The following is a 14,673-nucleotide window of genomic DNA, read 5'->3' as shown; positions in this document are numbered from 1 at the left end:
GGCTCAGAACCTCTCCGGGAAGACGAGGGCGAGGACGAGGTAGCCCAGCAGGGCGACGGCCACGACGAGACCGATGGTGTTCTCGGCAGTCAAAGCTTCGCCACCCCCTTGGCGACGAGAGCCACCAGCGCGAACACCGCGATCGTGACGACGACGAAGGCCACATCGGCCATCGCAAGCTCCTGGATGAGGTTCGAGAACGGATCGGACCAGTACAGAGAACCCGCCATCCGACCGGATTCAAGCGCCCTTAACGGCCCTCTTACGGCGACTCCGACGGCCTTGACGCATCTCTTACGCCGCGCCGCGCCCACCGCTCGGGTGATCACGGACGCCGAAGCGTCAGGGATCGGTCGGCAACCCGTCAGCCGCCTCCGCGTATGGCACCTTCGCGGCGACGATGCCCCGTGGACATGGGCCGCGTTCACAGGCTGGCGCTGTTCGGTCTGGGGCTGTCCGGCTGTGTCCCGCAGTTGTTCAGCGCGGCCGGGCCCAACTCGTCGCCCTGAACCACGCCTTCTTACTGCTGACCCTGCTCTGTACGATCACCGCCGTGGCCGCAGGAGTCCTGCGCACGGGATCCGACCGCACGCGCGAGATGGCGGCATGCAACCACTGAACGCCCCTCGGATCCGCAGGAGCCCACCACCATGTCCACCAACCGGAACATCGTTCTGTTCGACCTCTTCGGGGTCATCGCCCGCCACCAACGCCCGGGCGCCCTGGCAAAGATGGCCGCCCGCTGCCACGTACCCACCGACGCCTTCACCACGGCCTACTGGGCCTGCCGCCCGCTCTACGACGCGGGCCGGCAGTCCGCGCCCGAGTACTGGACCGCCGTACTGCGACGGCTGTCCCTGTCCGTCGACGCCGACACGATCGAGGAACTGCGCCTCACCGACATCGACAGTTGGTCACGCGTCGACGACCGGATGGTCGCCTACGTCCAGTCCCTCCGCGACGTCGCCGAGGTCGCCTTGCTGTCCAACATCCCCTCGGACCACGCGGACGCCTTCCTCGCCGCGCAGCCCTGGCTGCACAATCTGGATCACGTCGCCCTTTCCGGGAAGATCAAAGTGGCGAAGCCGGCCCCAGCGGCCTTCCATCACTGCGTCGTCGCCATGCGGGCCGCCCCGGCCGACTTCCTCTTCGTCGACGACCGTGAGGAGAACGTACGCGCCGCGCAGGCCACCGGTATGAGCGGACACGTCTTCACCGACCGCGACGAGCTGACAGCCGTCATCGACACCTGGTTGCCTCCCGAAGGGAGTGTCAGTGGCACGGCGTAGCGTGTGATCATCGACCAGCACCACGGGGGAAGGCCGACGTATGGGCAGGCGTGTGGAAAAGGACGGGTACACCGCGGAACTGACGGATCATCTGGAGGTCGTCTACCGCAATCCTCAGGGGCGCAGGCTCAAGAGGTTTCCCGACGCGCTCGCGGGTGCTCCCGGGCTCGTCACCCTGTTGAAGGCACGGACGCATCTGCGCAAGCACCGTGAGGCGTGCCGTCTGCAGGCGCGTGAGTGGGCGCCGGCCGGGGTCAGCGTGCCGCGTGCCCTGGCCGACGCGGACCCGCTGTGGCGGGAAGCGCTGGAGGCCGAGTCCGTCGAGCTCACCGACGAGCTGGGTGACGGCGGCCTGTGGGCCCGTACGTACGCCGGGTTCGACGGCCGCACGCTGACCCAGCTGCTTCCCGAACAGCTCATCCCGTACCGCGACCACCTGATGCGCGGGCAGCTCTGGGAGCCGGACGGCTGCTTCTCCACCGGCATACCGGACCCCTCCGACGGAGCGCTCCCCTTCCCCGAGCGGTTCATCGCCGCCCACCCCGGCCTTGAGGAGCTGGCGACCGAGAAGCTCCTGCTCCTGCAAGAACGCACGAGCCAGTGGAGTGTCGTCTACAAGACCGACATCGACAGTGTCCTCCAGGGCCTGGAGGAGTCGGCTCCCGCGCTGCTGATCACGCTCCTCGACGAGATGGCCGACCTTGCCCTGCGGCAGGGCGAGCTTCCGGCAGCCGCCGCTTGGTTCGGGCGCGCCCGCACCGCCGAGCGGGTACAGGCGCGCAAGGTCGACAAGGAGTGGCTGCTGGGCCGGTACCTCACGTATGCCGAGGGCAAGGCCCTCTCCGCCACGGCCCTGCGGGCCTGGGCGCGCGAGCTGGCTGTCAAGGGAGTGGCGACCGAGTCGGACCTCTCGCGCTTCCGCAGGGTGGTGATCCGCCGCCTCCAGGCGTCGTCCGAGGTGTACCCACAGCTGGCCGTCGATGTGCGCAAGCTCGCCAGGGCCGCCGGTCTCGAACCCGAGGGGGAACTGGCCACCCTGCTGGGGGAGATGTTCGCGGTCGGCGGTGTCTCGCTGTACGACGACAAGTTCTGGACCGACTGCTTCAAGGGCCCGGCCGTGGACCTGCTGGGCACACACGCCCCCGAGGCCGTACGCCAGGTGCTGAGCCTGCGTCCTCCCCCGTTCGACGACGGCTCCAGGCTGTGGCGGGAGCTGCTGGAGCGCACCGGTGCGCTGGCGCTGCTCACCGGCGAGGTCCCGGGGCTGCCGGTCGGCGAGGCTGCCGCCTGGCTGTCCGCGTGCGTCGTGGCGAACAGCGGCAGGAAAGGCACCTGGCCCGACATGTACGAGATCGCCGAGAGGATCGCGCCGAAGCTGGCGGCCGACGGTGTGCCCGTGGAGTTCCCTTATCGGCGAATCGGCCAACGCACCTACGGTAAGACACCTCTCGACCTGATCGACCTGCTGCTGGAGCACGGAGCGCCGGTCGCCGACCCACCGGAGCTCCTCGGCCCGTCGCAGCTCTACGACATCCAGCTCAGCCGTCGGCCGGAGCTGGCGTACCTGCAGGCGGACGAGCGCTTCGCCCGCGAGTTGAGGGAACGGGTGCGCGCCGACCTGGAGATGACCACCAAGGACCTGGCGACCAACGCCTGGTACCAGCCGCACGACACCAAGGGCTGGGAGCGGATCCCTCAGCTGTTCGACAACCCGATCGGGCACGAGGAGATCCGCGCCTGGTTCGGCCGCGAGCGGGCGAAGCTGCGCACGGGGGTCGACTTCGAGGAGCTGGTCCTGCTGCTCGGCCGTCTCGTACACGTGGGCGTGGCGGTGGACCTACTGCTGAAGGACACGGACGCGGCTTCGGAGTTCGCGGCGGTGGACGTCATGCCGCTGCTCATGGAGGAGTTGCCCGACACCGTCTCGCGTGCGCAGGTGGAGGAGTCGCTGACCAGGCTCCAGCCCTACTACGTCGAGCGTGAGGGTGTCCGGGGACCCAATCGCGGGCCGATCCTCGAAGCGCTGCCGCAACTGGGCGAGCCGATGCACAGCCAGGCCGCTCGCTCCCTGGTCATGGCCGTCAACTGCCGTGCGGGACTGGAGCGGCTGGTCCGCCGCCTCACCCCCGGCGAGGGTGATATGGCGCCGACCGGCGACGCGCGTCCGGAAGAGCCGGAGGACCAGGTGAGCCGTCAGATGATGAAGCTCGCGAAGGACGGAACCGCCGTCTGGGGAGGCGATCTGGCGCAGGCCACCACCACGTTCGACCGCATGCCCCGCGACGGCCGGTTCCGCCGCACCCACGCGTGCGCCGCGGCACTCGCCCTGTGCGCCGTCTCCTCCAGGGCGGACGGCTCGGCGGCCCGGTCGCTGATGATGTACGCCGCGCACCCCTTCGTCACCGGTGAGCCGAGCCGCTGGCGGATCGTCCACTGCGAGGTGCCCGAGGACCGTACCGACATCAACGCTCCGCTACCCGGGAAGGCCTTCCGGACGGCCACGTCCGTCGCCTTCGTCCTGACCGGTGGAGGCAGAAACCCCCGGCGGACGCTGTGGGAGTACTCCCCCGACGGCGCCTTCCCCGAGGACGGTCCACTGGCTTCCGCGGGTGTGAAGCTCACGCGTGCCCATGTACTGAAGCCGGCGCGTCCCGGCGGCTGGTTCGCGCGCTTCGCCGAGCTGTACCGCGAGCACGGCCCGGCACCGGCCCGCCCGGAGCTCGCCGGAGCCTTCGCCGAGCGGCTGGGCCTCTCCCCGGCGGAGGCCGCCGTGCTGCTGACCGCATATGTCCCCTGCGCGCCCTACCAGTTGGACGAGGAGGACGACTACCTCTCCGGCCACTACTCCACCGACCTGGAGCCCTGGAAGATCCGGCAGAAGGAGGCGGAACAGGCGGTTGCCGCACTGACCTCCGCGCTCGGCTCCCCGTTCTTCACCACTCTCTACGACAAACTCCTTCCCGACGATCCCGAGCAGCTGTGGACCAAAGGCCCCGACGTGGACCGGGCCGCCGAGTGGTGGCTGGAGGAGCTGGGCCGCCCTCTGCCCGTACCCACCGCGCTCCTGCCGCTCGCCATCAAGGAGACACTCCCGCCCCAGGGCGAGGCGGCCTTCGCGCGGCAGCGGCGCCGGGGCGCCCAGGGCTGGTGGCCCCACCTGCGGCTACCCGCCCTCCTCGGCCGCCTCGCCGCCGGGGCGCACTGCCTGGCTCCCCACCGCGCCGGCCTGGTGGGCGAACCGCAGCTGCCGGCCCTGCCGCGGATCGCCGCCTGGCTCGCCTACCGCACCCCGGCCGGCGACCCACTGCGCCCCGCGGTCGGCGCGGCGATATCCCGGCTGTGCGAGGAACGGGCCTCGGCCCCCGGCCCGCTCACACTCTTCTCACTGCAGAGCAACTACCTGATGGGGCCGCCCCCTTCCACCGAGGCACTCACCGCTCATCCGGCGATCACGGAGGTGGCCGACACGGTGTACGACATGCGTCATCTGCGTGTGGACCCTGCCGCGCTCAAGGGGCCCGATGATCCTCTGCTGGACACCCTGGACGCCTACCTCGACTCCGTACTGCCCTCTCAGTGGCTGCCCAGCCCCTCCGGGTTGCCCGCCCTCGCGGACCTGCGGCTGCTCCTGAGCGACGACTTCGCCGCGCTCGGAGAGCACCTGGTCACCGACGGCGAGCGGCCCCCGGGATGGGAACAGGACCCCGCGCGGTCCGTGCCTCGTCTCGTCGACGAGTGCGCCAAGGCCTTCGGGCTGGGCGAGGACGCCGCGTCGCTCTACCTGATGCTGCTGGCACTGCCGGACCCGTCAGACCGCAATGTCAAGGCGTGGACCGGGTGGAAGCCCAGTCGCTTCAAAGCAGCGGAGGCCGAGCTGGGCACGTCGGGCCGAGTGCTGCGGGCCGTCCGGCCGCGAGCGGGCCGCTCCCTCTTCCTGCCGGGGGCATGGCAGGAGCGAAAGCCGCCTCGCCTTCCGATCGAGGCGTCGAAGCTCGGTCTGCTGCCGCTGGCCAGGGAGCACCGGTCGACGTCACATCTGGCTGCGGTGCCCTCCGCCCCGCTGCCCATGCTGTTCACACGGGTGTGGGAAGGCACAACAGTCGGCCCGGCAGCACGCCGGAGCTGATCTGCATCGCGCCCGGCGACCAGGACGAGGTGCTCGCGTTCTTCGCCAAGCAGGCGCACGCGGCGACGCACGGCAGCCGCGTGGCCATCGGGCGCCCTCAGCCCGGCGCGGGCGGGGTGGTCCACTCCTACGAGGAGGCGCTGAGCACGCTCGAACTCGCCGACCGGCTGGCGCTCGACGCGCCGGTGGCGCACGCCGCCGACCTGCTCGTCCATCCGGTGCTCGCGCGCGACCGGCAGGCCATGGCCGACCTCGTGCTGAGCCCCCTGCGCGACGCCCGCGGCGGCGCCGAACCCCTGCTACGAACACTGGAGGCGTACTTCGAGTCGGGCTGCACGGCGGCCGAGGCGGCGCGTCGGCTGGCCCTCAGCGTGCGAGCGCTCACCTACCGGCTGGAACGCATCCACCAACTGACCGGGCCAACCCGGCCGATCCGATGCACGTCGTGCGAGCACCACACCCCCTAGGTCAGGCCTAGGGCGCTTTCACGCGTCCCCGTACGCCTCTCCCCCGAGTTCGAACCCCGCCGTGCCCGCGGTGGCGTCGGCGAGCCAGGCGCGGAAGGCGTCCACGTCGGCGTCGGGGAGCCCGATCTCGATGGTGACGGCCTCGTCGTAGCGGACGTCGCGGACCTCGCGGCCGGTGGCGCGCAGGTCGTTCTGCACCTTGCCGGCGCGCTGGTGGTCGACGGTCACCGTGGCCAGCCGGAAGCGGCGGCGCGTGATGCTGCCGAGCGCGTCCAGCGCCTCGCCCACGGCACCGCCGTACGCCCTGATGAGGCCGCCGGCGCCCAGCTTGACGCCGCCGTAGTAGCGGGTGACGACGGCGGCGACGTACCGCATGTCCCGTCGCATCAGCATCTGCAGCATGGGGACGCCCGCGGTGCCGCCGGGCTCGCCGTCGTCGCTCGCCTTCTGGACGGCGGCGTCGGCGCCGATGACGTACGCGTAGCAGTTGTGCGTGGCGTCGGCGTGCTCCTTGCGGACGGCGGCGACGAAGTCCTGGGCCTCCTGCTCGGTGGCGGCCGGGGCGAGCGCGCACAGGAACCGGGAGCGGTTGACCTCGGTCTCGTGCACGCCGGCGCGGGCGACGGTGCGGTACTCGTCCTGCATCCGGCCACCCTATGCGCAGTCCGGGACGCCTGAGCGCCGGGCCTCGTCCGGGGCGGTCAGGTGCCCGGTCAGGCCTCCTTCTTCCCCTTCTTTTTCCCCCGGGCCACGATCATGTCCGTCAGGAGTGCCGTGCCCGGGGCGAGCGAGGCCCACGAGTCGCCGTGCCAGGCGAGGATCGCGATCGCCGAGGTGGGGAACTTCGTCCGTACGTCATCCAGCGCGTCGTCGAGAGCGTCCCCGGCGAGGTCCAGTACCAGCTCCTCCAGGCCGGGGTTGTGCCCGACGAGCAGCAGGGTGCGCACCTGGTCGGGCGCCTCGCGCACCACGTCGAGCAACTCCGGCACATCCGCCGCGTACAGCCGTGGATCGTGCCGTGCGGGTGGCGGCGTGCCCCACTGCGCGGAGGCCAGCTCCCAGGTCTGCCGGGCCCGTACGGCCGTGGAGCACAGGGCGAGGTCGGGCAGGCAATCCGCCTCGGCGAGTGCCCGGCCGGCGGCGGGGGCGTCGCGGCGGCCGCGCGGCGCCAGGGGCCGCTCGTGGTCGGGCACGCCCACCGGCCAGGCGGACTTGGCGTGCCGCAGCACGACGAGTCTGCGCAGCGGGCCGGCTCCTCCGGATCGCGCGCTCATGCCGATGCTCCGATCTCGCGGGTGAGCTCAAGGCCGAGAAGCCGGTCCGCGTAGGCGTACGACTCGAACCGTGCGCCGCCCGGCATACCGTCCACCCCCTCCACGTCCCGCAGGACGTCAAGCACGCCGGGTACGTCGAGGTCGTCCTCCCAGGCGGCGCGCAGGGCCTGTCGTACGTGCTCGGGAACCGGCTTCGACGGCCGTCTAGCCCAGTCGGCCACCGCCTTGCGCCACTGATCGAGCAGCGCGTCCGCCTCGGTCAAGGCGGTGGCGTCAAGATGTACCGGGGTCCGGCGGGCATGGGCAAGGAGGGCGAGCCGCAGGGCACCGTCCGAGGTATCGCCCTCGTCCGCTTCCCCGGTCACCGGCGCGACCTCGACCACGGCCTCGACGCCGCCCACGGGTTCTCCGAAGGCGCCCACATGCAGCACCTGGCGCCCCCCGCCCGTCGCGGGCGCCTCGGTCGGCCGGATGCCGAGGCGGTCGGCGCGCTCCCGCAGTTCGGCACCCGGGTCGGCGACGAGAAGAACGGGGATGCCGTCCAGCTCCAAGGCGCGCGCCAGGACGTCGGCGACCAGCAGTACCCGTAGCGCGGAGGTATCCCCCCGTTCCACATGGGCGTGAACGCGGGTGAGCACCCTGCGAACCTCGACGGGCTCGCCGGTCCGGGCATCGGTGATACGCAGCACGGGGTGAGCGTAGGCGCGGGGACGCCGGAACGCAGCACGGAGGACGGCATCCCGGCATCCCGGCATCTGACCACTGTCACAGCGGAGAGCGGACGCCGGGAATCTCCGGACACCCCGCGCTGTTGCCGCAGGCACCGCCCGTCACCACGGGCGCTCACACGGACAGCACGGACAGAGGAGACGGTATGTACGGCGACCCCGCCACGATCCGCAAGATCCTGACGGAACTCGGCGACACCTGGGCCGTCGTCGGCCTGTCCACCAACCGGAGCCGCGCGGCGTACGGCGTCGCCGAGGTCCTCCAGCGCTACGGCAAGCGCGTCGTCCCGGTCCACCCCAAGGCGGCAACCGTCCACGGCGAGCCCGGCTACGCCTCCCTCTCCGACATACCCTTCCCCGTGGGAACAGTGTCGTGGGTGTTATCAAGTTGAGGAGGGAGGTGTGATGATCTTGGTGGGATCGTCGTGGGAGGGGCCTGCTGGTGGACACCGCTGCACCGTCGTACTGGGGGTTCCGGTTCCCGCCGGAGGTGATCGCGTATGCGGTCTGGCTGTACCACCGGTTTCCGCTCTCCTTGCGTGACGTGGAGGAGCTCCTCTTCGAGCGCGGGATCACCGTCTCCTACGAGGCCGTCCGTCTGTGGTGCGAGCGGTTCGGGCCCGTCTACGCCGCCGGGCTGCGCCGCCGGCAGCCCCGCCCGGGCGACCGGTGGCACCTGGACGAGGTATTCCTCAAGGTCAACGGGCGGATGCGGTACCTGTGGCGCGCGGTGGACCAGGACGGCAACGTCCTGGACATCCTCGTGACCAACACCCGCGATGCGAAGGCGGCGAAGCGCTTCTTCCGCAAGCTCCTCAAGGGCACCGAGACGGTGCCGCGGGCGGTGGTCACGGACAAGCTCCGCAGTTACAGGGCCGCCCACCGCCAGGTCATGCCCTCCGTCGAGCACCGCTCCTCGAAGTACTTGAACAATCGCGCCGAGAACTCACCTCCTTCTCCCGGATCTCACCGCACTTCCGGCCCCGCCGCCACCGGTTCACCGCCTCCGCCTACCGCACCGAAATGACCAACCGCCACACCATCTGGCACCAGATCACCGGCACCACCCTCCTGGCCGCAACCATCTGACAGCAATCCACACCGGACCCAGAAGGCCCTCGCCCCGTTCAAGGACAGAGCACGGAGTGTCGCCCGTCACCGACGTCCCCGAACAGCACAGTGGGTCCTTGGTCCCGGATCCGCATGTCCGGCGGGGCAAGCCCCTCGGGGGAAGTGGCGGTGGTTGTCCCTGACTGTCCCTGTGCAGTCGTCGACCAGCGCTGCACACGGTCCCGCGATACAACTGAATGCCGGTAGTCGCGGGGTGACATGCCATAGGCGGCGCGGAAAGTGCGGCTGAAGTGGGCCGGGTCGGGAAAGCCCCAGCGGGCGGCAATGGCCTGGATGGGGCGGGAGAGCTTGGAGGAGTCGGTGAGGTCACGGCGGCAGCGCTCCAGGCGGCGCTCACGGATCCATGCGGCAATGCTGACGCCCTGGTCGCGGAAGAGCGCGTACAGCTGGCGGGTCGAGATGCCGTGGGCGGCCGCGACGGTCTCAGGACTGAGGCGCGGGTCGGCGAGGTGCTGCTGGATGAAGTCCCGGATGCGTAACTGCAGGGCTCGCCGACGGGCCTGGGGGTCCATCGCCGCCTCGGCTTCCAGGTGGCGGGCAAGGAGGGAAGCGAGGAGGTCCACGGTGACCGAGGCCAGGGTTGGACTGTCAGCTGGGGTGTGCTCGGCGGCGTGTGCGGTGAGGTCGGTTAGCCAGCGGGCGAGCACCCGGCCCATGCCGTAACGCCCGCTGATCGGGACGGCGAGCAGGCTCTGCACCGTCTTCTCCGGCAGTGGCAGCAGCCTGCGGGGACACTGCACGGTCACATGCGACCAACTGCCCGGATGGCGGTGGACATCGCCGCGGTAGGGGCGGCTGCTGTCCATCACCACCAGGTCACCGCCCTGCAACGCCGTGTCACCCCCGGCCGTGGAGAGAGTTGCTTCCCCGTTGAGGAAGTAGTTGATCTGGTACACCTCCGGGTCGGACTGCCGGATCATCTTCGCTGTGCGCACGACCCCTAGGTGCGGGTACGCCAGTGCGGACACCTGTAACTCCCCCAGGTCCACGACACGCATCCTGGCTCGGAAGTCGTCCTGCTCCTTGCTGTGCAGTCGGTTGCGCATGTGCGACCGCGCTGTGGTGTCCTCCCACAGCGCGAACCGCTCCGGCGCCGGAACGACCTCCGTGCTGAACTCGGTCACCCGCATGTCCGCCCCCATGTCTCCCGGTTGTCCCTGCTGCTCATCGGACTGCCCCGCGCCTCCGTTTGACCGCGCCCCGTCGATGAGCAGCCCAAGGGGCGCGGTGGGGCGGCTCATCACATGTGGCATACGGTCCGAGAAGTCAGTGCTTCGCCGACGGGCGCCTTGTTGCCGCGGCCGGCTGGTGTTCACGTCGGATGCTTGCGGTGCGGGATCCCGGCAGCAAGGGTTTGTCTCTGTCCCGGACATCTGGGTTTTGTCCGGGCTGGTCAGGAGGCTGTCCGGCGGATGGCCGGACAGGATTGGACGACCGGAAGCCGGCTCATCCGCCGCCGGGCCCTCGCCGCCTCGCCCGGTCACGCACTACGACGACCCGCTCACCGGTCGCGTGCGGAAACCGACAACCCCCCTGCAGGGATGGTCAATCACTTTCGCTTCCTGTCTCGACATCCTCGTTAGCGCATCACGAACCGGCCTGCGTGGGACTTGGTTCGTGCCTGGGACGCAGCAAACCGCCAGGCGAACCGAGGCGTTGGCCGGAGTACTGACCACTCATGGACAAGGAGTCGTAGATGTACAGGAAGCTCGAAAACCTGGGCGCCGCCCTGCTGGAGCGGCTGGCCCCCAAGGCCGAGGCTTCGGCCTCGGCGCAGGGCTGCTGGTACGCGTGCATAGCGGGCTACTGGCACGAGTGCTGCGACGGGTACGGCTGCGACCGTTCGGAGAGCCCGTGCGGCTGACGGCGGCCTGATCCGCGCCGGGCGGCGCCCCGGGCGCCGCCCGGACGTACGTCGGCACCAAGGACCGTTCCCCGCGGTGGAAGGAGTGGCGAGCATGCTGTACGTCGCGATCGGAGCACGTTGCCTCCTCGGCGGAGTCTTCCTGCTCTCGGTCGTCAGCAAGGTGCGGGGAGCGGCCGCCTTCGCGGCGTTCGTGGCCTCGGTACGGTCGATGACGGCGACACGGGTGGATCGAGCGCGCTTGGTGGCGGCCGCTGTCGTGGCTGCCGAGGCGCTGGTGTGCGCACTGCTGCTGGTTCCCGTCCCGGGCACTGTCACTCTGGGCCCGGCCGCGGCGGCAGGCCTCCTCTGCTTCTTCACCGTCGCGATCGTGCCGGCCCTGCGCCGGGGGGTGAGGGTCCCGTGTCGATGTTTCGGCCCCTCCTCGGCTCCGTTGGGGTGGCGGCACGTGGCGCGGAACACGGCGCTGGTCTGCGTGGCGCTCATCGCAATAGCCGGGACGTCGGCCTCCGGCCGGGCGCAGATCCAGGGAGCGGTGACGGCGGTGGCAGCTGGGTTCGTGGCGGCACTGCTCGTCGCGGCCCTCGACGACGTGCTGGCCCTCTTCGGTACGAGCCTGTTCGAGGAACCACGGAAAGGAAACCATGACCTACCTGATCGCGGCCGTGGCGTTCGCAGGAACGCTCGGCGCGTTGAATCTCGTGCTGCTGCTCGGCGTCATCAGGAGGCTGCGGGAGCACACCGACCTGCTGGCCCAGGGCGCCATGGGCGAGCGTGAGCTGCCCGTGATCGCTGTGGGCGAGCACGTGGGCGAGGCCAGAGCCGTCACGGAGGGCGGTGCCGAGATCAGCACGGCGCGACTCCCCGACGGGGCCGTGGTGGCGTTCTTCGCCCCGGACTGCCGTCCGTGCCGGGAAAAGGTCCCCGCTTTCGCGGAGTTCGCGCGTGGCGTGCCGGGTGGCCCGGACCAGTTGCTCGCCGTGGTGGTCGACGCGGCCGGGGACGGGGGCCTCTTCGCGGACATGCTCGGCGAGGTGGCGCAGGTCGTCGTCGAGACGCCCGACGGCCCGCTGAGCAACGCCTTTCAGGTCAGGGCATTCCCCACCATCCTGCGGGTGGCGCGACGGAGCGAGGCGGTGGTGGTCGCGGAGAACCAGCTGGCCGCCGAACTGGCGCCCACGGCGACGATACGGTGACGGAGGACGCCGCGGCGGAGAGCCGGTGCACGGCCCGGACGGCAGGCGGCAGGCTTTCGATCCTGCGGCGGCTGGCGACAGCGGGCGCGCTGGCCGGGCGCGCCTGCCCGCTCGTGCTGGCCGTTCACGCGGCTCTCGCGCTGGTGATGGGGGCGGTGCCGGTGGCCGCCGCGTGGCTGACCAAGCGCCTTCTGGACGGGCTGGTCGAGGGACATGCCGGGCGCGAACTGATCGCGACGAGCGCGGCGCTCGCCGCCGTCGGCGTCCTCGGGCGGCTCATCCCGCAGCTGAGTCAGTTCTGCAAGGCGGAGATGGACCGCTGCGTGGGGCTGTTGGCGCAGCGCCGGCTGTTCGACGCCGTCAACGGGTTCATCGGGCTGGGCCGCTTCGAGAACCCTCGGTTCCTCGACGAGCTGAGGCTGGCGCGGCAGGGCGGTGGCAGTAACCCAGGACAGGCTGTGGACGGAATCCTAGGCGTCCTGCGTTCCGGAACGACCATCTCAGGCTTCCTCGTCTCGCTGTGGCTGCTCAGCCCTTGGATGAGCGTGTTCATCGTGCTGTTCAGCGCGCCGGCCCTGGCCGCTGAGATCAGTCTCTCGCGCAGGCGCGCCCGGGCGGTTCGGCAGATGAGCCCCGCCGAACGGCGTGAGTTCTTCTACGGCAATCTCCTCTCCAGCGTCCAGGCGGCCAAAGAGGTGCGACTGTTCGGGATCGGCAACTTCCTGCGCGACCGCATGATCGCGGAACGGCGGTCCGTCGACGCGGCGAAACGGGCCGTCGACCAGCGCGGGCTGTGGGTCCAGACCGGACTGGGCACATTGTCGGCGCTGGCGACGGGCGGCGGGTTGCTGTGGTCGATCCAGGCGGCGCACGAGGGCCGGCTCTCCGTCGGGGACGTCATGGTCTTCACGGCCGCCGCCGCCGGTGTTCAGGGCTGTCTGGCCGCCATCGCTGCCGACGTGGCCCGTACCCATCACGCACTGACGCTCCTGGGCCACTACGTCGCGGTGGTCACTACGGGACCCGAACTGCCGGTGAGTGCCACGCCGGAGCGGCTGCCCGGGCTCCGGCGCGGCATCGAACTCCGCGACGTGTGGTTCCGCTACTCGCCTGAGCACGCCTGGGTCCTGCGTGGCGTCAGCCTGTTCATCCCGCAGGGGGCGTGCATCGCCCTGGTCGGCCTCAACGGTGCGGGCAAGTCGACGCTCGTCAAACTCCTGTGCCGGTTCTACGACCCCCACCGGGGAGTGATCCTGTGGGACGGAGTCGACATCAAGGAGGTACGACCGGAGGAACTGCGCTGTCGGGTCGGTGCGGTCTTCCAGGACTTCATGTCGTACGACCTCACCGCCGCCGAGAGCATCGCCCTGGGCGACCTGTCCGCGTTGGGCGACCGGGAACGCATTCGTACCGCTGCCGGCCGCGCGGGTGTGGACGACATCCTGCGGAACCTGCCGCACGGCTACGACACACTGTTGTCCCGCTCGTTCTTCCTGGAGTCGGACAAGAACGACCCGTCCACGGGCGTCGTCCTGTCGGGCGGGCAGGCCCAACGGGTGGCCCTCGCCCGCGCGTTCCTGCGCGACCGGCGAGACCTCCTCATCCTGGACGAGCCCTCCGCCGGTCTTGACGCCCGGGCCGAACACGAGATCCACACGGCGATCCGGACGCATCGGACCGGCCGTACCAGCTTGCTGATCTCCCACCGCCTCAGCGCGGTGCGGGATGCCGATCGCATCGTGGTGCTGTCAGAGGGACGCGTCACCGAGCAAGGCACCCACGACTCGCTGCTGGCGGCCCGTGGCGACTACCAGCGCCTGTTCTCCCTGCAGGCCGCCGGCTATCAGGAAGGGCTCCCCGTCGACCACTCGGTGCGGGGAGGGACCCCATGAGCCGGAGCGACCTTGCCCCGTGGCTGCGGGCACACCGAGCGCGGATACGCCGGGCAAGGCGCACCCGCCGGGCCCAGGTGCTTGCCCTGGCCCTCCTGAGCGGGGCGTCGCTGACCACCTCCCTGCGCGCGCACGCCGACTGGGCCACAGCGGCAGGGTGCGCCGCCCTTACCGGAATCGGGGGAACGACCTTCGTTCTGTGGCTCTCCCGGACGTGGGCGGTGGTGACGGTGTGCGGACCCAGCATGGAACCGGCGTACCGCGACGGGGACCGAGTCCTGGTGCGGCGGTCCCCCACGCTCCGCAGGGGCCAGGTCGTGGTCGTGGAGCAGGGGGCGGGACGGTACGCGGGGCAGCGCCGCCCGCTGTCCGCGGTCGCCGGCGCTGTAGCGGTTGCGGACCGTGCCTGGCTGATCAAACGCGTCGCCGCCGTCCCGGGCGACCCGGTGCCGCCAGAGGCGGGCCCGGCACTGGCCGAGCTGGCCGGGAGTCGTGTGCCCGAGGGTGCACTGGTGCTGTTCGGGGACAACACGGCCGTCAGCGTGGACTCGCGTACTCTCGGTTTCTTCCCCCACAACCGGATCCTCGGCGTCGTCGTCCGTCCGCTGCCCGCCCCCCGGCGTCCCTAAGCTTGACGTTTACTGACTTCGGCTCGTCAAGGTGAGGCTGGGGCGTCGAGGGTCAGGCCGGTGCCCGCTGTGAAGCC

At 70.7% G+C, this 14,673-nt stretch carries 12 protein-coding genes and 5 pseudogenes; 11 read left to right on the top strand and 6 right to left on the bottom strand.

What is annotated here, in order from left to right:
* Positions 1-3: 3 nt before the first annotated feature.
* Together kdpF and F3T56_RS46065 are read right to left on the bottom strand one after the other, a co-directional pair.
* Positions 4-93, bottom strand: a complete 90-nt coding sequence (kdpF, locus tag F3T56_RS07760) for a K(+)-transporting ATPase subunit F (RefSeq protein ID WP_149823957.1) — start codon at positions 91-93, stop codon at positions 4-6.
* The gene (locus tag F3T56_RS46065) at positions 90-230 is read right to left on the bottom strand and encodes a hypothetical protein (protein WP_172638848.1); all 141 of its coding nucleotides are present in this window, start codon (positions 228-230) and stop codon (positions 90-92) included. Before F3T56_RS46065 ends, kdpF begins: the two co-directional genes overlap by 4 nt.
* 172 nt (positions 231-402) lie before the next feature.
* On the opposite strand from F3T56_RS46065, the pseudogene F3T56_RS47540 reads away from it, so the two are divergent.
* The 4 genes and pseudogenes from F3T56_RS47540 to F3T56_RS07740 form a co-directional block, all read left to right on the top strand.
* Positions 403-619 (top strand): annotated as a pseudogene (locus F3T56_RS47540) (MFS transporter); the annotation flags it as partial.
* A gap of 31 nt (positions 620-650) precedes the next feature.
* Positions 651-1,289, top strand: coding sequence for an HAD family hydrolase (locus F3T56_RS07750; RefSeq protein WP_149823956.1), 639 nt, complete (start codon positions 651-653; stop codon positions 1,287-1,289).
* A 52-nt stretch (positions 1,290-1,341) separates the two neighbouring features.
* Positions 1,342-5,415, top strand: coding sequence for a hypothetical protein (locus F3T56_RS07745; RefSeq protein WP_149823955.1), 4,074 nt, complete (start codon positions 1,342-1,344; stop codon positions 5,413-5,415).
* A pseudogene (locus F3T56_RS07740) lies at positions 5,412-5,857 on the top strand (PucR family transcriptional regulator); the annotation flags it as partial. The gene F3T56_RS07745 and the pseudogene F3T56_RS07740, both read left to right, overlap by 4 nt.
* A 43-nt stretch (positions 5,858-5,900) precedes the next feature.
* On the opposite strand, the gene F3T56_RS07735 reads toward F3T56_RS07740, so the two are convergent.
* The 3 genes from F3T56_RS07735 to F3T56_RS07725 all read right to left on the bottom strand — a co-directional run bounded on the left by F3T56_RS07735 (position 5,901) and on the right by F3T56_RS07725 (position 7,845).
* Positions 5,901-6,527, bottom strand: coding sequence for a YigZ family protein (locus F3T56_RS07735; RefSeq protein ID WP_149823954.1), 627 nt, complete (start codon positions 6,525-6,527; stop codon positions 5,901-5,903).
* Between the two features lie 68 nt (positions 6,528-6,595).
* A complete protein-coding gene (locus tag F3T56_RS07730) occupies positions 6,596-7,156 on the bottom strand; it encodes a SixA phosphatase family protein (RefSeq protein ID WP_149823953.1) in 561 nt (186 codons plus the stop codon).
* Positions 7,153-7,845, bottom strand: a complete 693-nt coding sequence (locus tag F3T56_RS07725) for a hypothetical protein (protein ID WP_149823952.1) — start codon at positions 7,843-7,845, stop codon at positions 7,153-7,155. The genes F3T56_RS07730 and F3T56_RS07725 overlap by 4 nt, the downstream gene beginning before the upstream one ends.
* Before the next feature lie 185 nt (positions 7,846-8,030).
* Here F3T56_RS07725 and F3T56_RS07720 point away from each other — a divergent pair.
* Together F3T56_RS07720 and F3T56_RS07715 are read left to right on the top strand one after the other, a co-directional pair.
* A pseudogene (locus F3T56_RS07720) lies at positions 8,031-8,273 on the top strand (CoA-binding protein); the annotation flags it as partial.
* A 47-nt stretch (positions 8,274-8,320) separates the two neighbouring features.
* A pseudogene (locus F3T56_RS07715) lies at positions 8,321-8,973 on the top strand (IS6 family transposase).
* 38 nt (positions 8,974-9,011) lie between these two features.
* Here F3T56_RS07715 and F3T56_RS07710 read toward each other — a convergent pair.
* A complete protein-coding gene (locus tag F3T56_RS07710; protein WP_246203480.1) occupies positions 9,012-10,256 on the bottom strand; it encodes an AraC-like ligand-binding domain-containing protein in 1,245 nt (414 codons plus the stop codon).
* 455 nt (positions 10,257-10,711) lie between these two features.
* On the opposite strand from F3T56_RS07710, the gene F3T56_RS46060 reads away from it, so the two are divergent.
* The 5 genes and pseudogenes from F3T56_RS46060 (at position 10,712) to F3T56_RS47535 (ending at position 14,596) form a co-directional block, all read left to right on the top strand.
* Positions 10,712-10,879, top strand: coding sequence for a hypothetical protein (locus F3T56_RS46060; protein WP_172638847.1), 168 nt, complete (start codon positions 10,712-10,714; stop codon positions 10,877-10,879).
* Between the two features lie 94 nt (positions 10,880-10,973).
* A pseudogene (locus F3T56_RS50020) lies at positions 10,974-11,363 on the top strand (MauE/DoxX family redox-associated membrane protein); the annotation flags it as partial.
* A gap of 160 nt (positions 11,364-11,523) precedes the next feature.
* Positions 11,524-12,075, top strand: coding sequence for a thioredoxin domain-containing protein (locus F3T56_RS46055; protein ID WP_246203479.1), 552 nt, complete (start codon positions 11,524-11,526; stop codon positions 12,073-12,075).
* Positions 12,072-13,967, top strand: coding sequence for an ABC transporter ATP-binding protein (locus tag F3T56_RS07700; RefSeq protein WP_246203478.1), 1,896 nt, complete (start codon positions 12,072-12,074; stop codon positions 13,965-13,967). The genes F3T56_RS46055 and F3T56_RS07700 overlap by 4 nt, the downstream gene beginning before the upstream one ends.
* On the top strand, positions 13,964-14,596 hold the full coding sequence (locus F3T56_RS47535) for a S26 family signal peptidase (RefSeq protein WP_246203477.1): 633 nt from the start codon (positions 13,964-13,966) through the stop codon (positions 14,594-14,596). The genes F3T56_RS07700 and F3T56_RS47535 overlap by 4 nt, the downstream gene beginning before the upstream one ends.
* The last annotated feature ends 77 nt before the right edge of the window (positions 14,597-14,673 follow it).

It is taken from the genome of Streptomyces tailanensis, from assembly GCF_008386495.1.
GTDB lineage: Bacteria > Actinomycetota > Actinomycetes > Streptomycetales > Streptomycetaceae > Streptomyces > Streptomyces tailanensis.
This window is presented reverse-complemented; position numbering and strand designations above follow the sequence as displayed.